Origin of the sequence: Breoghania sp. JC706, from assembly GCF_037026715.1 — a bacterium.
In the GTDB taxonomy this organism is placed as follows: domain Bacteria; phylum Pseudomonadota; class Alphaproteobacteria; order Rhizobiales; family Stappiaceae; genus Breoghania.
In genome coordinates this window covers 197642-216740 of the sequence record NZ_JBANCG010000007.1, presented here as the reverse complement: position 1 = coordinate 216740, position 19099 = coordinate 197642, and the positions used below count along the sequence as shown (strand labels likewise).

Here is a 19099-nt window from a genome sequence, read left to right as displayed (position 1 = left end):
CTCCGCATCGGGAGGCGAAAGATGTGCGGCGACACGAAAAAAGGGGCCCGGCGGACCGGTCCCCTTTTCCTTGACGTCTGCTTCGGATCGCGATCCCAGCGTCAGGCCGCGCAGGCGGCGAAATGGGCTTCCAGCATCTCGACAGGCAGGTCGCGGCCGATGAAGACAAGCCGGCTTTCGCGTTTCTCGCCTTCCTTCCACGGACGCTGGTGATCGCCCTCGATGATCATGTGCACGCCCTGCACCACGTAACGGTCATCATCACCGGTGAACGCGAGAATCCCCTTGAGCCGCAGGATGTTCGGGCCCTGAAGCTGGGTGGTCTGCTGGATCCAGGGGAAGAACTTGTTGGGATCGAGCTCGCCGGCTTTTAACGAGATGCTCTTCACACCGTGCGGGTCTTCATCATGATGGTGATGATGATGGTGGTCGTGACCATGGTCGTGATGGTGATCATGATCGTGGTGATGATGATCGTGATCGCAATCGGGCCCGCAGACGTGATCGTCCTCTTCCAGAAAATGCGGGTCGAGGCTGAGGATGCGGTCGAGATCGAACGAGCCGCGGTCGAGAACCTTGTCGAGATCGATCGAGCACCGTTCCGTCCTGTGCACCACGGCGTAAGGATTGATCGCGCGGATCGCGGCTTCGACGGACTGGAGTTCCTCAGGCGAGACGAGATCGGTCTTGTTGAGCAGGATCACGTCGGCGAAGGCGATCTGGTCGGCCGCCTCGTCGGTGTCCTCCAGCCGTTGCGGCAGATGCTTGGCATCCACCACGGCGACCACCGCGTCGAGCTTCGCGGCCTGGCGCACGTCTTCGTCCATGAAGAAGGTCTGGGCGACGGGGGCCGGGTCGGCGACGCCGGTGGTTTCCACCAGAATGGCGTCGAACGCGCCCTTGCGCTTCATCAGGTTCTCCACGGTGCGGATCAGGTCGCCGCGCACCGTGCAGCAGATGCAGCCGTTGTTCATCTCGAAAATTTCTTCGTCGGATTCGACCAGGAGATCGTTGTCGATGCCGATCTCGCCGAATTCGTTGACGATCACCGCATAGCGCTTGCCGTGATCCCCGGTGAGGATGCGGTTCAGCAGTGTCGTCTTGCCGGAGCCGAGATAGCCTGTCAGCACCGTGACGGGAATCTGGCTGTCGCCTGAGGGAGTGGCGGTCATGGGAGTGTCCTTCGCGCGAAACGGGTCGGCGGCTCTCGAAACCGGATCCGGAGCCGCCGTGTTGGCCGCAATATAGGGTTTCGAACCGCTCTCGCGAAGGGGGATTGGTGCAATGTCGTCTTTTCGGGCGCAAGCGCCGCCGGTGGAGAGGGTCGTGCCGGTGGAGAGGGTCGTGAAAGAGCCAAGGGGCCGATGCGGCGCTCCTTGACGAAAATCGTTCGGCGGGCGGAGGCGACATCTCGGGGTTCGCGTCGCTCCCGCCCGCCGGTCCCCGGCCATGCACCAGGGATCCGGTCCGGTTATGCCGGAATGGGGCGGTGCCGGTTCAGGAACCCGCGAGGCAGTCGTGCAGGTTCGCCGCCAGGTTCCCCATCATGGTTTCGTACGCGCCCGGTCCCGGCTTTACGTCCGCACCAAGGGGATCCAGCACGCCGGCGCGTGCGGACGTCCCGTCGATCAGCGTTGTCACGAGCTGCGGGCGGAACTGGGGTTCGGTGAAGATGCAGATGGCGCCGGATTTGGTGATCCGGTCGCGGATTTCGCGAACCCGCGCAGCGCCCGGCTGGCGCTCCGGATCGACCGCGACAGCGCCCGCCGCCTCGACCCCGAAGCGGTGTTCGAAGTAGTGGTAGCCGTCGTGGAAGACGATGAAGGGCCGACCCTGAACGGGGGCGAGTTCGTCGGCGATCTTCTCCTGGAGCCTCATCAGGCGTCCGTTCAGCTGCGCCGCATTTGCAGAATAGATGTCTGCGTGCTCGGGGTCGGTGGTCTTCAACACCTTTGCGATCTCGTTCACCATGGCGCGGGCGTTGGCCGGATCCAGCCACACATGCGGATCCATTCCGGAATGATCATGGTGATCGTGCTCGGCTTCCCCGCCAGCCTTTTCGGCATGATCGTCGCCATCGTCGTGATGGTGGTGTTCGTCCTCTTCCCATATCGCGCCCTTGCGAAAGGCGAGGGTCTGCACGCCCTCGGCTTCGGCCAGGTCGACGACTTTCGCTTTTCCGGAAAGCGTTTCCAGCGGGTGATTCAGGAACGTCTCGAGGTTTTCCGAGACCCGGAAGACGATATCGGCATTGTCGAGCGCCTGGGCATCGGAGGGCTTGAGGGCATAGGAATGAGGGGAGGCGCCGCCCTGAACGAGCAGGCGCGGCGTTCCGAGATCGCCCATCACGCCGGCGACCAGGGAGTCGATCGGCTTGATCGACGTGACGACCTTCGGGACGTCCGCCTGGGCCGCTGATAGCGGGAACGCGGCAAGACCGATCAGGCCCGCGGCGACGACGGCCCAGGAAATCGGGCGAAAACTCATTCGGCTCACTCCACATTGGATATGTAATGTTATAACATAACTGTCTCGCAATTCTCTCTCCCGTCAAGGGGGAAGATAAAAAAGTGTGGCGACAGTCGTTGCCGCCGCCCCGCCTGCGTGCCTTCGGGCGATGCCCGCTCACTATCCGTGAGGGCCTCGTTCGTCGTGAAATCGGAAACAACAGCGGATCGGTCCGGCGCGCGGCACTTGCGCGTTCGCCCGATTCAACGGAAGAACAGGACATGAGCATTCAGACGTCACAGTCCGATACCGGTGGCGACGCGCAGGCGGTCGCCCCGTTGATCTCGACCCACGATCTCGGCGTCCACCGCTCCGAGCGCTGGCTGATCGAGCATGTCGATCTCACCGTTTCGCGCGGCGAGATCGTCACGCTCATCGGTCCCAACGGCGGCGGCAAGACCACCCTCGTGAAGACCGTGCTCGGACTGGAGGCGCCCGATGCCGGAACCATCCAGCGCGCGCCGGGGCTCAGGATCGGCTACGTGCCGCAGAAGTTCCATCTCGACTGGACCATGCCGCTGACCGTGTCGCGGCTGATGACGCTGACAGTGCGCGCCTCGCGCGATGAGGTGCGCAACGCGCTCGAGGAAACAGGCGTCGCGCATCTGATGCGGGCTCCCGTCCAGGCGCTGTCGGGCGGCGAGATGCAGCGGGTTCTGCTCGCACGCGCGCTGCTGCGCGAGCCGGACCTTCTGGTGCTTGACGAACCGGTGCAGGGCGTCGACTTCACCGGCGAGATCGCGTTGTACGAGCTGATTTCGGGCATTCGACGCTCGCGCGGCTGCGGCATCCTGCTGGTCTCGCACGATCTGCACGTGGTCATGCGCGAGGCCGACCGCGTGATCTGCCTCAACCGCCACATCTGTTGTTCCGGCGTGCCGCAGGCGGTCGCCTCCAGCGCGGAATACCAGAAGCTTTTCGGGCCCCGGGCGGCCCAGGCCGTCTCCGTCTACCAGCACCATCACGACCATGCCCATGCGCTGGACGGCTCCTGCCCGGACGATCACGATCACGATCACGGCCATCCGCATGTCCATGGCGCGGGCGGTACCGAAAGCCTGGGTCCCCTGAACGCGGAGCGCGGCAATGTTTGACGATTTCCTTGTCCGCGCCTTTCTCGCCGGTATCGGCGTTGCGCTCGTTGCCGGTCCGCTCGGCTGCTTCATCGTCTGGCGGCGCATGGCCTATTTCGGCGATACCATGGCCCATGCGGGGCTGCTCGGTATCGCACTCGCCTTCCTGCTCGATGTCGATGCGACTTTCACCGTGCTTGCGGTCTCGCTCGCCATCGCGCTGATCCTGCTTGCGCTGCAGCGCCAGCGGGCCATTCCGGCCGATACGCTGCTCGGCATCCTGTCGCATTCCGCGCTTTCCATCGGACTCGTGACGGTCGCTTTCATGGCGTGGCTCAGGATCGACCTGATGGCTTATCTCTTCGGCGACATACTGGCGGTCGGTCGTTTCGATCTCGCCGTGATCTGGGGTGGCGGGGCGATGGTTCTGGCGGGGCTTGCATTCGTATGGCGCCCGCTCCTGGCCGCCACCGTCGACGAGAACCTTGCCCGGGCCGAGGGCGTGCCGGTCGCCACCTACAAGTTCATCCTGATGCTGCTGGTCGCCGCCGTCATCGCGATCGCCATGAAAATCGTCGGCATCCTGCTGATCACCTCGCTGCTGGTCATCCCGGCGGCCGCGGCGCGCCGGTTCGCTGCGACGCCGGAGAGCATGGCGCTTCTCGCCGCCCTCATCGGAGTTCTTGCGGTCGTTGGTGGACTTGGTCTCTCGATGGAGGCAGACACCCCGTCCGGCCCCTCCGTGGTGGTCGTCGCGCTGATCCTGTTTCTCGCAAGCCTGTTGCCCTTCGCTCAGCTTCGCCGCAACGTATGACCCGACCTGACCTGGCCCCGTTCGCGTGATCGGCGGGGTCGTCGATCACGCGAGGATGCCTCAGGGCCATTCATGTTTCTTCCGCTCTACGACCACAATCCCCGGACCCATGTGCGGCGCCAGTACGTCACCTGGTCGCTCATTCTACTGAATGTCATGGTCTTCCTGGTTCTGGAAGCTGGCGGAGAGGCGCGCAGCGTCACCGCTGCCGCGTTTGGCTTCGGTGCGATCCCGGCGCTCTTTGGAACCGACGCGTTGTCGGGCGGGGGCTATCTCACGCTCGTCAGCTATGCCTTCGTGCATGGCGATCTATGGCATCTTGCCGGCAACATGCTGTTTCTCTGGGTCTTCGGCGACAATGTCGAGGACGCCATGGGGCACTGGACCTTCCTTGTCTTCTATCTCCTGTGCGCGGTGGCGGCCGCGCTCCTGCATATCGCGATGCTGTCGACGTCCGCCGCGCCGATGATCGGCGCTTCCGGAGCCGTCGCCGGCATTGTGGCGGCCTACCTCATGCTGCATCCGCATGTGCGCATCTGGGTTCTGGTGCTGGGCCGCATCCCGCTTCGGCTTCGCGCCTACTGGGTGCTTGGAGCCTGGATCGCGTTCCAGGTCTTCATGGTGTTCCAGACGGACAGTGGCGGGGTTGCGTGGTGGAGCCATATCGGCGGGCTTGCCGCCGGTGCGGTTCCGGTCGTCTTCATGCGGAGGCCTGGCGTCCCGCTCTTCGACCGCGCGCGGCGATAGGATTCGTGAATACCCCCCATGGCCTCCGATTTGGGGCCCGTCCGGATTTTTACGCTTTGCTGCACCGCAAACGTTGACACCTTCCAAAGGCGCCAGTACCGTCCCCGCCGAACTTACGTCGGGGCGTAGGCCCTGTTTTTCCGGCCGAATCCGGCCAATCCACAGACAGCCGGTTGCACAATTCCGGCGCGCCCCCCGCGCCAGTCCGGTGGCGGGAAATGCGGAGGTCAACAACCCATGAAAGTGCTGGTGCCCGTCAAGCGGGTGATCGACTACAACGTCAAGGTCCGGGTGAAGTCGGACGGCTCCGGGGTCGATCTTGCCAACGTCAAGATGTCGATGAACCCCTTCGACGAGATTTCCGTCGAGGAGGCCATCCGGCTGAAGGAGGCCGGCAAGGCGGAGGAGATCGTCGTGGTCTCCATCGGCCCGCAGCAGGCTCAGGAAACGATCCGCACCGCGCTCGCCATGGGGGCCGACCGCGGCATCCTGGTCAAGGTCGATGACACGGTCGAGCCGCTCGCCGTCGCCAAGGTACTCAAGGGGATCGTCGAAGAGGAAAAGCCGGAGCTGGTCATCCTCGGCAAGCAGGCCATCGACGACGACAGCAACCAGACCGGCCAGATGCTGGCCGCGCTGCTCGGCTGGGCTCAGGGCACATTCGCATCGAAGGTTGATCTCGGCGACGGCACTGTCGACGTGACCCGCGAAATCGACGGCGGACTGCAGACCGTGAAGCTCAATCTGCCGGCGATTGTCACCACCGACCTGCGCCTCAACGAGCCGCGTTACGCCTCGCTGCCCAATATCATGAAGGCGAAGAAGAAGCCGATCGACGAGAAGGCCGCCTCCGACTACGGCGTCGATATCGCGCCGCGGCTGACCGTCGTCGCCACAAACGAGCCGCCGGCGCGCCAGGCGGGCGTCAAGGTCGCCGATGTCGCGGAGCTCGTCTCCAAGCTCAAGAACGAAGCCGGCGTGCTTTAAGGACCCGAGAAGGAGTAGGACCGATGACCACGCTTCTTGTGGCCGAACACAATAACGCCAGCCTTTCCGATCAGACCGCAAAGGCGATGACCGCCGCCAAGGCGCTGGGCGGCGACGTGCATGTCCTCGTCGCCGGCAAGGGCTGCAAGCCGGCCGCCGATGAGGCCGCCAAGCTCGATGGTGCCGCCAAGGTTCTCGTGGCCGATGCCGATGCGCTCGAGCATCAGCTCGCCGAGCCGATGGCCGCGCTCGTCGTCTCGCTTGCCGACGGCTACGACGCGATCGTCGCCGCGGCGACGACGGCGGGCAAGAACTTCATGCCCCGCGTGGCCGCACTTCTCGACGTGATGCAGATCTCCGAGATCATCGAAGTCGATGCGCCGGACACGTTCAAGCGTCCGATCTATGCCGGCAACGCGATCCAGACCGTGAAATCGGGCGATGCCAAGAAGGTCATCACCGTGCGCACCGCCTCGTTCGCGGCGGTCGGTGAGGGCGGTTCCGCGGGGATCGAGGACGTCAGCGTACCGGCCGATCCGGCGCTCTCCTCCTTCGTTGGCGAAGAGCTCTCTAAGTCGGATCGTCCGGAACTGACCGCGGCCAAGATCATCATCTCCGGCGGCCGTGCGCTTGGCTCCAAGGAGAAGTTCGAGGAGGTCATCGTGCCGGTGGCCGACAAGCTCGGGGCCGCCGTCGGCGCCTCGCGCGCGGCCGTCGATGCGGGCTATGCGCCGAACGACTGGCAGGTCGGACAGACCGGCAAGGTGGTCGCCCCCGATCTCTACATCGCCTGCGGAATCTCCGGTGCCATCCAGCATCTGGCCGGCATGAAAGACTCCAAGGTGATCGTCGCGATCAACAAGGACGAGGAAGCGCCGATCTTCCAGGTCGCCGATTACGGCCTCGTCGCGGACCTTTTCGAGATCCTGCCGCAGCTTCAGGCGGAACTCGACAAGGGCTGATCGCCCGGCCGGACCGCGAAGCCCCGCTGAAACGTCGCGCGGGGTTCGCGCCGTCTTGAAGGCGAATTCGAAACCAATGGCCGGCGTGACGCTTGCTCTCGCCGGCCATGCCTGTAACTAATAGCGCACAAACAAGGCTGGCGGTGGTACTCGCCACCGCAAACAAGGTTCGGGCGGCGCTCGCCGCTCCGCAGAGACCGGGATTGACCATGGCTGTCGAGATTAAGAGGGTCGGCGTTATCGGCGCCGGTCAGATGGGCAACGGTATCGCGCATGTCTGTGCCGCGGCCGGCTATGAAGTGGGCCTGCACGATATTTCCCGCGACCGCATCGAATCCGGGCTTGCGACCATTACCGGCAATCTCAACCGTCAGGTTTCCAAGGGCCAGATCACCGAAGAGCAGAGCCGGAGAGCGCTGGATCTGATCAAGCCCGCGCCGCAGCTCGAGGACCTCGCCGAATTCGACCTGGTCATCGAATCGGCTTCTGAAAACGAGCAGATCAAGCGCAAGATCTTTTCCCAGCTCTGCCCGTCGTTGAAGCCCGAGGCGATCCTGGCCACGAACACCTCGTCGATCTCCATCACGCGGCTTGCGGCCTCGACCGACCGGCCGGAGCGGTTCATCGGCATCCACTTCATGAACCCCGTTCCGATCATGGAGCTGGTGGAGCTGGTGCGTGGCATCGCCACCGAGGACGAGACCTTCGAGGCATCCAAGGCCTTTGTCGCCAAGGTCGGCAAGACGATCGCGGTCGCCGAGGACTTCCCGGCCTTCATGGTGAACCGCATCCTGTTACCGATGATCAACGAGGCGATCTATACGCTCTACGAGGGCGTCGGCTCGGTGGAGGCGATCGACACCGCCATGCGGCTCGGCGCCAATCATCCGATGGGGCCGCTGCAGCTTGCCGATTTCATCGGCCTCGACACCTGTCTCTCGATCATGCAGGTGCTTTACGAAGGGCTTGCCGACAGCAAGTATCGGCCTTGCCCGCTTCTCGTGAAGTACGTGGAGGCGGGCTGGCTCGGCCGGAAGACGCAGCGCGGGTTCTACGATTATCGCGGCGAAACGCCGGTTCCCACGCGCTGAGCGATGCAATGCGAAGCGTCCGGGAGACGTCGAAGCTCCCGCTCATGATCGCGGTTCGAAGCCCGGCACGACGCCGGGCTTTTTCGTGACCGCATATCTCTTAGCTCTTAGCTTGAGGCCTCGTGGCTTGAGGCTCGGGGCGGTCGTGTTCCGCTCAGTCTTCCAGCGCGCGCGCTTCGTCGGGCAGCATGATGGGGATGCCATCGCGAATCGGATAGGCGAGCCGGGCGGCACGGGAGACGAGCTCCTGCTTCTCCTTGTCGTATTCCAGCGTCGTCTTGGTTACCGGGCAGACCAGGATCTCAAGAAGCTTGCGGTCGATCGTGTTCGCCTGCACATCGCTCATTCGTCGTCCCCTTATGTGTTCTTCCATTGGCGGGCGCTGCGTGTCGCCCACATCCCTTCCAACCCCTTGCGGGTTCATTCGTTGCGTCTATTGCAACGTCGAACCGGGATCCCCGCGACGGGCGAGTTCCATTTCGGTTATCGCAATGAGCGTCTCCGCGCGCGACTTCAGATCCGGCGCTTCCAGAAGCGCCTGTTTCTCCGCCGGCCCGTAGGGGCTCATCATCGACAGCGCGTTGACCAGGATTTCCGTGGAGGCCTTGCGGATGCTGTCCCAGTCGGTCTCCAGGTTGTTGGCTTCCAGATACGCCTTGAGCGTTTCCAGAAGCGCTGCCCGGTCCACCGAACTTCCGTCCGCCTCGCCAAGGTCGCTTTTGTATTCGTCGAAGGAGACGCGGGCCTGACGGTAGGATGTCCGGCGATCCAACTCCTCAACCAGCTTGAAGCGCGAAACGCCCGTCAGCGTCAGGTGATAGCGCCCATCGCCGGATTCCACCAGAGCGGTGATGCGGCCGACGCATCCGACCTTGCACAGTTCCGGATTCCCGGAGAGCTCCTCAGGAGCGGTCTTGAAGGCCGGCTGGATCATGCCGATCAGCCGGTCGCCCGCAAGCGCCCAGTCCACCATCGCGAGATAGCGGGGCTCGAAGATCTGGAGGGGCAATTCTCCGCGCGGCAGCAACAGGGCTCCGGGAAGGGGAAAGACCGGGATGATCTGCGGGAGATCGGCCGGGCTTTCGTATCGCTTGTTACCTGCATACATGGTGTCGCCGATCCGTTGTTGTCTTCCCCCCGGCCGCGGCGGCTCCTCAATGAGAGCCGCCTCTCTGCTCTCAGGAGAAAAGCTGCGCGGAGAGCTTCCGTCGTCCGTAGGCGGATGCCGGGTCCTTGAAGCCCCAGGCCTCGAAGAATTGCAGGAGCTGCTTGCGCGCCGCCTCCTCGTTCCAGCTGCGATCGCGCCGCACGATTTCGATAAGGGCATCGACTGCCTCGGTCTTCTTGCCCTGGGCCGAGAGGGCGATGGCGAGGTCGAGCCGGGCCTGATGATCGTCGGGCGCCGCGTCCACTACGGCCTGCAGCTCGGCGAGGTCGCCGGCTTCCTCAGCTTGCGCCGCCAGATCGAGCGCCGCCCGGGCTGCCGCGATCGCGGGATCGGAAGCCTTTTCGGGCGGTGCGGTGTCGAGGACCTGCCGCGCGCGCTCGTAGTCCCCGGCCTTGATCTGACACTGGGCAATGCCGCCGATGGCTGCGGGATTGCCGGGTTCCTGTCCGAGAACGCCGGCATAGATCTGGGCGGCGGTGGCGATGTCGCCCGCCTCGAGCATGGCGTCGGCCTGCTCCAGCATCATGTCGGTCTCGGACGGGCCCACCGGGCCTGCCAGCTTCTCGATGAACTTCTGGATCTGGCTTTCCGGCACCGCTCCGGCGAAGGCGTCGACCGGACGGCCACCGGAGAAGGCGACAACCGTGGGCACCGACTGAATGCCCATCTGGCCCGGGATCTCCGGATTCTCGTCGATATTCATCTTGGCCAGGCGAACCGCGCCACGGGCGTTGCGCACGACCTTCTCCAGCGCCGGCGTGAGCTGCTTGCAGGGGCCGCACCAGGGCGCCCAGAAATCGACCAGCACCGGCACTTTCTGCGATGCATCAATGACGTCCGTCATGAAGGTGGCGGTGGTCGTGTCGATGATCACGTCGCCTGCGCCGTTGGCGGCCCTGTCCGGCGTTGCCGTGCCTGCGGTGTCGCCGAACGTGAAGGTCGGTTCGCTCATGTCGCTCAAGTCCCCGAATTGTCACCACGCCGATTGTCTCGCCGTGAACGAAATGGCCCGTCGCGCGGCTGTTGGCTCACGCATCGGTCTTTGCCCCTAAAATGGGGCAAGGCGGGTGGAATTACAAACGCGCGGCGGCTTCCTTCGCTTCCTCACTGACCGCGATGATCTGCGGCTCGTGACCGCAGGAGCGGATGAAGACAAGGAGGTCGTCGCGGGTGATCGATGTTGTCGCGTCGTTGGAAAGCGGATGGTAGTTCAGTGTTTCGAAAGTCATCATCTGCGCGTCGAGAACGGGCGTGACGCGCCGTTGCGTGTCGTTGATGAGCGCGAAGGGCGTCACTGAGCCGGGTGAGACGCCGAGCACCTCCTCCAGGAGCTCTCCGTTGCCAAAGGAAACGCGCCCTTGCGCCCCGACCAGCTGGTGGATGTGCTTCAGATCGATCGTCGCATCGGCGAGGGCCACGACGAGGAAGAGCCTGCCCTTCTTGTCTTTCAGAAAGAGGTTCTTGGTGTGGCCGCCCTCGATCTGGCGATCGATCTTCGAGCTCTCGGCCACGGTGAAGACGCGCTCGTGCTCTGTCGTCCGCGTGGCGATGCCAAGCTGATCGAAGCGCGCCATCAGGTCCTGTCGGGTTGCGGGCATGTGACATTCTCCTCGGGAGGGCGCGCTCGGCAAAAGCGGGTTCGCGGGAGCACTCGGGCATCGATTCTCGTCGCCCGCAACGCTTGCCATCTGCGGCGGGGCTGAGGCTGGCGGCGGGCCACCGCGTTGCTTCTAGCGCGCTGCGGGTCTGTCGAACAAGGGCGTAATGTCGAGGGAAAGCGCGGTGAAACCCTCCGCCGGCAACCCGTCGTTCCGCCTCGGCTTTTTGAGGTTATCCAGAGATGATCCACATCCGTGATTTTCGGTAAAATCCCCTGTTGCAATCCCCGATCGCTTGGTCCATATAGTGCCCCACCCCGCCGGCGGAACCGCCGGCTGCCAAGGATGCGGGCGTAGCTCAGGGGTAGAGCACAACCTTGCCAAGGTTGGGGTCGTGAGTTCGAATCTCATCGCCCGCTCCAAATTTTCCAGAAATTTCTATGTGTTAGCGAATCGCGCTTTCGGCGCGAGCCGCCATCGCGCGTGACGGCTGTTGCCGTGTAGCGACGCTGTGCGCACAGGGCGCGACATCGCCTCCGGCAACTGCACCGAAAAATTTTAACGGTGCCGGAACCTTCCTTGCCGTCAAGCACGTTGGCAACCGAATCGCGAAGGAATCGCGCTGTGCGCGCGAGATACCGCGAACCGGAGATCATTATGTCCTATTCAACCACAAACCCATTTACCGGCGAAGTCGTGAAGACATTTCCGGACGCCACGGACGACGAGGTCCGTGCTGCCATTGCCAAGGCGCACGAGACGTTCCTCGCGTGGAAGCAAACCGGATTCGGGCAACGAGCCGCCATCCTTCAAAAGGCGGCCGATCTGCTTCGTGCCGAATCCGAGGCGCTTTCCGCAATTCTGACGCTGGAAATGGGCAAGCTCACCGCTGAGGCAAAAGCCGAGGTGGAACTCTCCGCGCAGATCCTCGAATACTACGTCCGCAATGCCGAGGCGCTGCTGGCGCCGGAGGAGCTGCCGGTTCTCGATCCGGCCGAAGGCAGGGCGAAGGTCGTCCACGAGCCCCTTGGTGTGCTTCTTGCCGTCGAGCCGTGGAACTTCCCCTATTATCAGATCGCCCGGATCCTCGCGCCGCAGCTGTCGGCCGGCAACACGATGCTGCTGAAGCATGCCTCGAACGTTCCGCAGTCGGCCGCCGCGTTCGAAGACCTGATGAAGCGAGCCGGTCTGCCGGACGGCGCCTTCAAGAACCTCTATGCGACGCGCTCGCAGATCGAACTGATCCTGAACGATCCGCGCGTGCAGGGTGTCGCGCTGACCGGATCGGAAGGCGCAGGGGCGTCCGTCGCCTCGATCGCCGGCAAGGCCCTGAAGAAGTCGACGCTGGAACTCGGCGGCAACGACGCGTTCGTCGTCCTGAAAGACGCCGACATGAAGAAGACTGTCGACTGGGCGGTCTTCGGCCGCCACTGGAACGGTGGGCAGGTCTGCGTGTCGTCCAAGCGGATGATCATCGTCGACGAGGTCTACGACGCCTTTCTGGAAAGCTACACGAAGGGTGTCGCAGCCCTGAAGGCCGGCGACCCGTCCGATCCGGAAACGACGCTCGCACCGCTCAGCTCACAGCAGGCGGCTGACGACATCAAGGCGATGATCCGCAAGGCCGTCGAGCATGGCGCAACCGCCACCGAAGTCGGGCCGGCCGTGCCCAACAGGGGGGCCTTCGTCCAGCCGACGATCCTCACCAATGTCGGCGAGGACAACCCGGCCCGCTACTGGGAGTTCTTCGGCCCGGTGTCGATGCTGTTCCGGGCGAAGGATGAGGACGATGCGGTGCGTATCGCCAACGACACGCCGTTCGGCCTGGGCGGGTCGGTCTTCACCGCCGATGCCAAGCATGGCGAGGAGGTTGCCCATCGCATCTCCACCGGAATGATTTTCGTCAATCACCCGACCATGGTGAAGGCGGATCTTCCCTTCGGCGGTATCCGGCGCTCCGGCTATGGCCGCGAACTGATCGGTCTCGGCCTGAAGGAATTCGTCAATCACAAGCTCGTCGACGTCGTCGACATCGATGCGGAATTCTGAGAGCAGGGCGCCTTTAGACGCTCCTCCCGAAAGCAAAATGCCGGCCGCAGTTTTCTGCGGCCGGCATTTTTGCGTCAGGTCGGGAAAGGGGCAGACCCCTTAGCCGTGCTGCGGCTTGGCGCCGTCTGCCGTGGCTTCGGGAGCCTTCTCATCCTCATCATGCGCCCGGTCGGCGTGGCCGAGATACATGTAGAACATCGGGACCACGAACAGGGTGAAGATGGTGCCGATGGCCATGCCGGTCATGATGACGAGGCCGATCGAATAGCGCGCCGCGGCACCTGCACCCGCCGAGAAGACCAGCGGGGCCACACCCAGCACCATCGCGCCCGTCGTCATCAGGATCGGGCGCAGGCGTTCGCGAGCAGCTTCGATGATCGCTTCGAGCTTGCTCATCCCGTGGCTCTCGCGCTGGGCGTTGGCAAAGGCGACCATCAGGATGCCGTGCTTGGTGATGAGACCGATCAGGGTGATCAGCCCGACCTCCGTATAGATGTTGAGCGTGCCGAGGCCGAGGTTCAGCGGCACCATCGCGCCGAAGATCGACAGCGGCACCGACATCATGATGATGAACGGATCGCGGAAGCTCTCGAACTGCGCGGCCAGCACCAGATAGATGACGATCACCGCCATAAGGAAGGCGATGATGATGGTGTTGCCCTGTTTCACCTCAAGCCGCGACTGGCCGGCATAGTCGATGAAGAAACCGTCCTGCATGGCTTCGTTGGCGAGTTTCTGCAGCTCCGCCAGACCGTCGCCGGATGTCACCGTGGGCAGCGGCAGGGCGGAAATGGTCGCGGAGTTGAGCTGGTTGAACTGCTCCACCGCGGCCGCCGCGGCCCTGGTCTTGACGTCGATGACCGCGGAAAGCGGCACCATCTGTCCACTCGCCGAGCGCACGTAGAACTTGCCGAGATTTTCCGGATTGGCCCGATACGCGTCCAGCACCTGCGGGATGATCTTGTACGCCCGGCCCTCGCGGTCGAACTTGGAGACCTGGGCATTGGAGACCAGCAGGTTCAGCGTCTGACCAATGGCCGAGATCGGCACGCCGAGCGCTGCCGCCCGGTCGCGGTCGATGGTGACGCGGGCGAGCGGATTGGAAAAGGACATCGAGTTCTGGACGATGATGAACTTGCCGGACGCCATGGCCCGGTTCTTCACCGCCTCGGCCACCTCATAGACCTGTTCGGGGCTTCCGGTGGTCTGCAGGACCACCTGGATCGGCAGACCGCCGCCGGATCCCGGCAGGGAGGGCGGCGCAAAGACGAAGGCCTGCACGCCCGCCGACTGGGCGATGCGCGGCTGGATCATGTCCTTGATCTGGGCCTGGCTCTCCTCCCGCTCGCCCCACGGCTTCAACGCCCAGATGGCGAAGGCGCTGTTGACGCCGTCGGCGCCGATCAGCTGGAAGCGCGCCTCCACGCCCGGGACGTCATCGGTCATCTTGTAGAACTGGTTGGTGTACATCTCCATGTAGTTGGCCGTGGAATATTGCGGCCCGTTCACGATCGCGAAGAGCGCTCCCTGGTCTTCCTCGGGGGCGAGCTCCGTCGTCGTCTTGACCACCAGAAAGCCGGTGGTGCCAAGCAGCACGAAGACGATCAGCAGGATCAGCGGCTTCATCCTCAGCGCGCCGTTCAGCCGGCGGCCGTACCAGTTGGCAAGCCCGGTGAAGGTGCGGTCGACAAGGTCCTGGAAGCGGCTGCCATGCATCGACAGGAGACGTGCGGACATCATCGGCGACAGGGTGACCGCGACGAAGCCGGATATGATCACCGAACCCGCAAGCGCGAAGGCAAATTCGCGGAAGAGCGCACCGGTCACGCCCTGCACGAAGCCGAGCGGGGCATAGACGGCGGCGAGCGTGATCGTCATGGCGACGACGGGGCCGAAGATTTCCTTCATGCCGACGATCGCCGCCTGCATGGGTTTCAGGCCTTCCTCAAGATGCCGATGGATGTTCTCCACCACCACGATGGCATCGTCGACCACGAGACCGATTGCCAGCACCATGGCCAGCAGCGTCAGCGTGTTGAGCGAGTAGTCGACCGCCCAAAGGAAGAAGCACACGCCGACGAGCGAGAGCGGGATGGTGACGATCGGGACGAGGATGGCGCGGAAGGACCCGAGAAAGAGCAGGATCACCAGCACCACGATGACGACCGCCTCGCCGATGGTCTTGAACACTTCCTCGATGGAGGCGGAGATGAACTTGGTGGAATCGTAGACCACCGTCATCGTCATGCCTTCCGGCAGGTTCCGTTCCAGCCTGGGAAGCTCCGCGCGCACCGCCTCGGCGGTGTCGAGCGGATTGGCCGACGGCGTCGGCATGATGCCGATGAAGATGCCCTTCTTGCCATTGAAGGACACGCGCACGTCGGTCGTCTCCGACCCGAGCTTCACGGTCGCCACATCGCGCAGCCGCACGACCTCATCGCCGTCGGAGCGAAGCGGCAGGGCGCCGAAGGCCTCCGGTGTCTGCAGGGTCGTCTGCGTTTCCACCGTGAAGGCGACGTACTCGTTCTCGGTCTTGCCGGGCGAGGACAGGAAGTTGGCGTTCTGGATCGCCTGTAGCACTTCGGCAGCGGTGACGCCGCGCGCGGCCAGCCGCACGGGATCGATCCAGACCCGCATGGCGAATGTCTGGTTGCCCAGAACCTGCGCATCTGCGACGCCCTCGACGGTCGCCATCTGCGGCTGGATCACGCGGGTCACGTATTCGGTGATTTCCTGCGGCGACATGCGCTCGGAGAGCACCGACAGGTACATCAGCGCGAAAGTCTGGCCGGTACCTTTCTGGATGATCGGGTCGTCCGCCTCCGTCGGCAGGTCGCCACGGACCTGCTGGACCTTGGTGAGAACCTCGGTCAGCGACTTGTCGGGGTCGGCGTTGAGGCGCATGTGCACCGACACCGTGGAGACACCGAGCGCGCTCTTGGAACTCACGTAGTCGACGCCTTCCGCCGAGGCGACCGCCTTGGCGATGGGTGTCGTTATGAAGCCCTGGACCAGTTCGGAATTTGCGCCCGAATATGTCGTGGTGACGGTGATCACCGTTTCGTCGATCTTCGGATATTGCCGGATCGACATGTTGAAGATGCCCTGCGCACCGATGAGCAGGATCAGCAGCGCCACGACGGTCGAGAGAACCGGGCGACGGATGAAGAGCTCGGAGAAGTTCAAGACTATTCCCCCTGGCTTTCCGCGCCGGACCTGTTCGTGGAGTCAGACCCTTCCGAGGAGCCGGGCATGTTCGCGGACAAGGGCTTGGAGGGATCGATAGAATTGTCGATCCTGACCGGGCTTCCCACGGACAGCTTGTTCTGGCCGGCGGTGACCACGACCTCGCCGGGCTTCAGGCCGGAGACGATTTCCACCTTGCCGCCGAAGCGCCGGCCGGTGGAGACGAACAGCTGGCGGGCGGCGATCTTGGGGCCTTCGGCCGCCTTGCCGTCCGCGGCCGCCTTCTCCGCCTTGGCCAGAGTGTCGGCATCGAGTGCGCCCGAGCCGTCCTCGTCCTTTCGGATCGCGTAGACGTAGGTGCCGTAGAGGCTTTCGACCACGGACGTCTGGGGCAGGGCGATGACGTTGTCTTCCATCGGCAGCTCGATGCGCACGAAGGCGAACTGGCCGGGGCGAAGCTGGTTGTTCTCGTTGGCGACCTCTGCCTGCACCTTCACGAGGCGCGAGGAGGGGTCGATCTTGGGATCGATGCCGACGATCTTGCCCGTGTGGGAAAGGGCGTCCTCCTGCAGGCCGATCCGCACCGGCTGCCCGATGGACAGGCGCTCGAGATCCTGTTCAGGTACCGAAAAATCGACCTTCATCCGCTCCAGATCCTGCAACGTGGCAACCACCGTGCCCGGCGAGACATATTCGCCGAGATCGATGCGGACGATGCCGATCGTGCCGCCGAAGGGGGCGTAGGTCTTCTTCTGGTCGATCTGTGCCTTCACCTTTTCCAGTTGCGAGCGCGAGGCGTCGAGCGCGGCCGTGGCGTTGTCCAGGGTCGAGGTGGAATTGAAGCCGCGGTCCTTCAGCGTGGAGGCGCGCGCCAGTGCCTGGGTGTCGCGGGTCACGTTCGCCTGGGCTGCGATCAGGTCGGCCTGTTCCAGCTCGTCATCGAGCTGGACCAGAAGCTGATGGGCCTCGACCTTGTCGTTCGCCTTGAAGTTGATTTCCTTGACGATCCCGGAGGACCTGACGGCGACCTCGACACCCTGCCGCGCCAGCACCGTGCCGATCGCCTCGATACCCGGCTGCCATTCTTCCGGTTGCACCACCGTGGTGGAAACGGTGACTGTCGGGCGGCCGCGATTGGCGAAGAATTCGCCGATCATCTTGTCGCGGAACATATTGAACCAGACGAGCCCGCCAGCGATCACGCAGACGAGAACAAGGAAGAAGATCGAAAGAAAAAGGCGTTTCATGCGTCCGCAACCTGGCGGCATCGCGGCCGCCCCAAGAAGATCAAGAAGCGCGCATCCGCATCATCCATCCTGCAGGATGGATCTCTCGTCCCGTCGAACGAAAGCCGATCACGTCGCGCAGCGGCCTGCGGTCAATCGGACCGCTCAAGAAGGGTTGAGATCTTTACCGTCCGGACGGTAAAGTCAAGGATCGACGTCGTCACAATACCGTTGGCACGGTCGAAAAAAATAACGAGGCAGGGTAGCCGTGTCCAACAGGCAACAGATACCTCATCGGGGGAAGCGCAAGAATTCACGCGAGCGTATCGTAGATGCCGCGATCGACCTGTGTTGTGCCGAAGGGGTCAGGCACTTGTCGCTTGATGCGGTGGCGGAGCGGGCCGGCCTTTCGAAGGGCGGGCTGCTCTACAATTTCGCGAGCAAGTCGGCCCTGCTGCAGGCGATGATCGCCCGCCACGCGGAAACCTTTGGCGAGGCGGTCCGGCAATCGAGCGAGACGATCGCGCGTGACGGCAAGCCGAACGCCCGCATCCGCGCCTATCTCGTTGCCGTCAGGGGATTGCTTGCGGAGAAAGGAAGCGCGCCCTCCGGCTTTCTCGCAGCCATTGCGGAGGAGCCGCAATTGCTCGATCCCGTGCGCGCCTATCACGAACGGCTTGTTTCGGAGCTTCTGGCCGAAAGCGAGAACCCCGACCTCGCCATCTTCGCCTTCATGGTGGTCGAGGGGATCAGAAGCATGCGTCTGTTCGAGATCAGCCCCTTCGACGAGGAGACGCTTGTTGCCTATCTCGACAAGCTTGTCGCCCTGCTGGAAGCCAGCGGCGCGCAGAGGCAGGGTACCGGAAGCGACGGCGCCGAAGGAGCAGGGGCGCTTCAGGCGGGATAGCTGCGAGAGCCGAAGATCGCGCTGCCGACGCGCACGTGGGTGGCGCCGTGGGCGATCGCGGTCTCGAAATCGCCGGACATGCCCATGGAGAGACAGGCCAGGCCGTTGCGTTCCGCTATTTTCGCGAGCAGCGCGAAATGCGGCGCGGGCGTCTCCTCGACGGGCGGAATGCACATCAACCCGGTGATCGTCAGGCCGACTTCCTCGCGGCAACGGCGGATGAAGGCGTCGGCTTCGTCGGGGCTGACGCCGGCCTTCTGCGGCTCGTCGCCGGTGTTGATCTGGACGAAGAGCTTCAGGTCGCGCCCCTGAGCCTCCATCTCCGCCTTCACTGCGCGGGCGATCTTGTCGCGGTCGATGGTGTGGATGGCATCGAACAGCGCCACGGCATCGCGCGCCTTGTTGGACTGCAAGGGACCGATCAGGTGAAGCTCGATGTCCGGGTGGGCCTCCTTCATCGCCGGCCACTTGCCTTGTGCCTCCTGCACCCGGTTTTCCCCGAAGATCCGCTGGCCTGCGTCGATGACCGGCTGGATGTCGGGCGCGTCGAAGGTCTTGGAAACCGCGATCAGCGTCACTTTGCCCTTGGCCCGCCCGCTCTCGTCTTCGGCGGCGGCAATTCGGTCGCGAATGGTGGCGAGGTGATCCGCTGCGGTCTCGGCCATTGCTGAACTCCTTTTTGAGGCGCGTCATTTTGAAATGCACCTGCGGCTCAAAAAATGCTACCCCGCATCCGGCGGGTTATCACAATCGCGCACCGCTTTCGGTTGACCACGGGCCCGA

17 protein-coding genes and 1 tRNA gene are annotated in these 19099 nt (G+C 63.8%); 9 read left to right on the top strand and 9 right to left on the bottom strand.

Going from position 1 to position 19099, the window contains the following annotated elements:
• Positions 1–101: 101 nt before the first annotated feature.
• Both V2L18_RS16250 and V2L18_RS16245 read right to left on the bottom strand, forming a co-directional pair.
• A complete protein-coding gene (locus V2L18_RS16250) occupies positions 102–1172 on the bottom strand; it encodes a GTP-binding protein (RefSeq protein WP_336179342.1) in 1071 nt (356 codons plus the stop codon).
• A 325-nt stretch (positions 1173–1497) separates the two neighbouring features.
• A complete protein-coding gene (locus tag V2L18_RS16245) occupies positions 1498–2487 on the bottom strand; it encodes a zinc ABC transporter substrate-binding protein (RefSeq protein WP_336179341.1) in 990 nt (329 codons plus the stop codon).
• A gap of 242 nt (positions 2488–2729) precedes the next feature.
• On the opposite strand from V2L18_RS16245, the gene znuC reads away from it, so the two are divergent.
• The 6 genes from znuC (at position 2730) to V2L18_RS16215 (ending at position 8182) form a co-directional block, all read left to right on the top strand.
• Complete coding sequence (znuC, locus tag V2L18_RS16240) at positions 2730–3602, top strand: zinc ABC transporter ATP-binding protein ZnuC (RefSeq protein WP_336179340.1); 873 nt, start codon at positions 2730–2732, stop codon at positions 3600–3602.
• Entirely contained in the window at positions 3595–4395 is an 801-nt protein-coding gene (znuB, locus tag V2L18_RS16235) for a zinc ABC transporter permease subunit ZnuB (RefSeq protein ID WP_336179339.1), read from the top strand. Before znuC ends, znuB begins: the two co-directional genes overlap by 8 nt.
• A 72-nt stretch (positions 4396–4467) precedes the next feature.
• A complete protein-coding gene (locus V2L18_RS16230; RefSeq protein ID WP_336179338.1) occupies positions 4468–5142 on the top strand; it encodes a rhomboid family intramembrane serine protease in 675 nt (224 codons plus the stop codon).
• A gap of 237 nt (positions 5143–5379) precedes the next feature.
• Positions 5380–6129: an electron transfer flavoprotein subunit beta/FixA family protein gene (locus V2L18_RS16225; RefSeq protein WP_336179337.1), complete on the top strand. Its 750-nt coding sequence runs from the start codon at positions 5380–5382 to the stop codon at positions 6127–6129.
• A 23-nt stretch (positions 6130–6152) separates the two neighbouring features.
• Entirely contained in the window at positions 6153–7091 is a 939-nt protein-coding gene (locus tag V2L18_RS16220; protein ID WP_336179336.1) for an electron transfer flavoprotein subunit alpha/FixB family protein, read from the top strand.
• Between the two features lie 209 nt (positions 7092–7300).
• Positions 7301–8182 (top strand): 3-hydroxybutyryl-CoA dehydrogenase, encoded by an 882-nt coding sequence (locus V2L18_RS16215; protein WP_336179335.1) that lies wholly within the window; start codon positions 7301–7303, stop codon positions 8180–8182.
• Between the two features lie 154 nt (positions 8183–8336).
• Here the strand turns inward: V2L18_RS16215 and V2L18_RS16210 are convergent, their stop codons facing one another.
• The 4 genes from V2L18_RS16210 to V2L18_RS16195 form a co-directional block, all read right to left on the bottom strand.
• Entirely contained in the window at positions 8337–8528 is a 192-nt protein-coding gene (locus V2L18_RS16210; RefSeq protein WP_336179334.1) for a Trm112 family protein, read from the bottom strand.
• Positions 8529–8615: 87 nt separating this feature from the next.
• Positions 8616–9290, bottom strand: a complete 675-nt coding sequence (locus tag V2L18_RS16205; RefSeq protein ID WP_336179332.1) for an LON peptidase substrate-binding domain-containing protein — start codon at positions 9288–9290, stop codon at positions 8616–8618.
• A gap of 70 nt (positions 9291–9360) precedes the next feature.
• Positions 9361–10302 carry a thioredoxin gene (gene trxA / locus V2L18_RS16200; protein ID WP_336179331.1) on the bottom strand — a complete coding sequence of 314 codons (942 nt, stop codon included), beginning with the start codon at positions 10300–10302 and terminating at the stop codon, positions 9361–9363.
• 121 nt (positions 10303–10423) lie between these two features.
• Positions 10424–10948, bottom strand: a complete 525-nt coding sequence (locus tag V2L18_RS16195; RefSeq protein WP_336179330.1) for a prolyl-tRNA synthetase associated domain-containing protein — start codon at positions 10946–10948, stop codon at positions 10424–10426.
• A gap of 347 nt (positions 10949–11295) precedes the next feature.
• Here V2L18_RS16195 and V2L18_RS16190 point away from each other — a divergent pair.
• A tRNA-Gly gene (locus V2L18_RS16190) sits at positions 11296–11370 on the top strand.
• Positions 11371–11605: 235 nt separating this feature from the next.
• Complete coding sequence (locus tag V2L18_RS16185; RefSeq protein ID WP_336179329.1) at positions 11606–12997, top strand: NAD-dependent succinate-semialdehyde dehydrogenase; 1392 nt, start codon at positions 11606–11608, stop codon at positions 12995–12997.
• A 99-nt stretch (positions 12998–13096) separates the two neighbouring features.
• Here V2L18_RS16185 and V2L18_RS16180 read toward each other — a convergent pair whose 3' ends face one another.
• On the bottom strand, positions 13097–16183 hold the full coding sequence (locus V2L18_RS16180; RefSeq protein WP_336179328.1) for an efflux RND transporter permease subunit: 3087 nt from the start codon (positions 16181–16183) through the stop codon (positions 13097–13099).
• A gap of 2 nt (positions 16184–16185) precedes the next feature.
• A complete protein-coding gene (locus V2L18_RS16175) occupies positions 16186–17430 on the bottom strand; it encodes an efflux RND transporter periplasmic adaptor subunit (RefSeq protein WP_336179327.1) in 1245 nt (414 codons plus the stop codon).
• A gap of 247 nt (positions 17431–17677) precedes the next feature.
• Here V2L18_RS16175 and V2L18_RS16170 point away from each other — a divergent pair, with 247 nt between their 5' ends.
• On the top strand, positions 17678–18316 hold the full coding sequence (locus V2L18_RS16170; protein WP_336179326.1) for a TetR/AcrR family transcriptional regulator: 639 nt from the start codon (positions 17678–17680) through the stop codon (positions 18314–18316).
• Here the strand turns inward: V2L18_RS16170 and V2L18_RS16165 are convergent.
• Positions 18304–18981 carry a YggS family pyridoxal phosphate-dependent enzyme gene (locus tag V2L18_RS16165; protein ID WP_336179325.1) on the bottom strand — a complete coding sequence of 226 codons (678 nt, stop codon included), beginning with the start codon at positions 18979–18981 and terminating at the stop codon, positions 18304–18306. The two genes, V2L18_RS16170 and V2L18_RS16165, sit on opposite strands and share 13 nt — an antisense overlap.
• Positions 18982–19099: the final 118 nt, after the last annotated feature.

Coding starts and splice junctions, on each gene's coding strand:
- V2L18_RS16210 (WP_336179334.1), bottom strand. CDS start 8,528: ATGAGCGATGTGCAGGCGAACACGATCGACCGCAAGCTTCTTGAGATC.
- V2L18_RS16245 (WP_336179341.1), bottom strand. CDS start 2,487: ATGAGTTTTCGCCCGATTTCCTGGGCCGTCGTCGCCGCGGGCCTGATC.
- znuC (WP_336179340.1), top strand. CDS start 2,730: ATGAGCATTCAGACGTCACAGTCCGATACCGGTGGCGACGCGCAGGCG.
- V2L18_RS16185 (WP_336179329.1), top strand. CDS start 11,606: ATGTCCTATTCAACCACAAACCCATTTACCGGCGAAGTCGTGAAGACA.
- znuB (WP_336179339.1), top strand. CDS start 3,595: ATGTTTGACGATTTCCTTGTCCGCGCCTTTCTCGCCGGTATCGGCGTT.
- V2L18_RS16165 (WP_336179325.1), bottom strand. CDS start 18,981: ATGGCCGAGACCGCAGCGGATCACCTCGCCACCATTCGCGACCGAATT.
- V2L18_RS16220 (WP_336179336.1), top strand. CDS start 6,153: ATGACCACGCTTCTTGTGGCCGAACACAATAACGCCAGCCTTTCCGAT.
- V2L18_RS16230 (WP_336179338.1), top strand. CDS start 4,468: ATGTTTCTTCCGCTCTACGACCACAATCCCCGGACCCATGTGCGGCGC.
- V2L18_RS16225 (WP_336179337.1), top strand. CDS start 5,380: ATGAAAGTGCTGGTGCCCGTCAAGCGGGTGATCGACTACAACGTCAAG.
- V2L18_RS16205 (WP_336179332.1), bottom strand. CDS start 9,290: ATGTATGCAGGTAACAAGCGATACGAAAGCCCGGCCGATCTCCCGCAG.
- V2L18_RS16250 (WP_336179342.1), bottom strand. CDS start 1,172: ATGACCGCCACTCCCTCAGGCGACAGCCAGATTCCCGTCACGGTGCTG.
- V2L18_RS16195 (WP_336179330.1), bottom strand. CDS start 10,948: ATGCCCGCAACCCGACAGGACCTGATGGCGCGCTTCGATCAGCTTGGC.
- V2L18_RS16215 (WP_336179335.1), top strand. CDS start 7,301: ATGGCTGTCGAGATTAAGAGGGTCGGCGTTATCGGCGCCGGTCAGATG.
- trxA (WP_336179331.1), bottom strand. CDS start 10,302: ATGAGCGAACCGACCTTCACGTTCGGCGACACCGCAGGCACGGCAACG.
- V2L18_RS16175 (WP_336179327.1), bottom strand. CDS start 17,430: ATGAAACGCCTTTTTCTTTCGATCTTCTTCCTTGTTCTCGTCTGCGTG.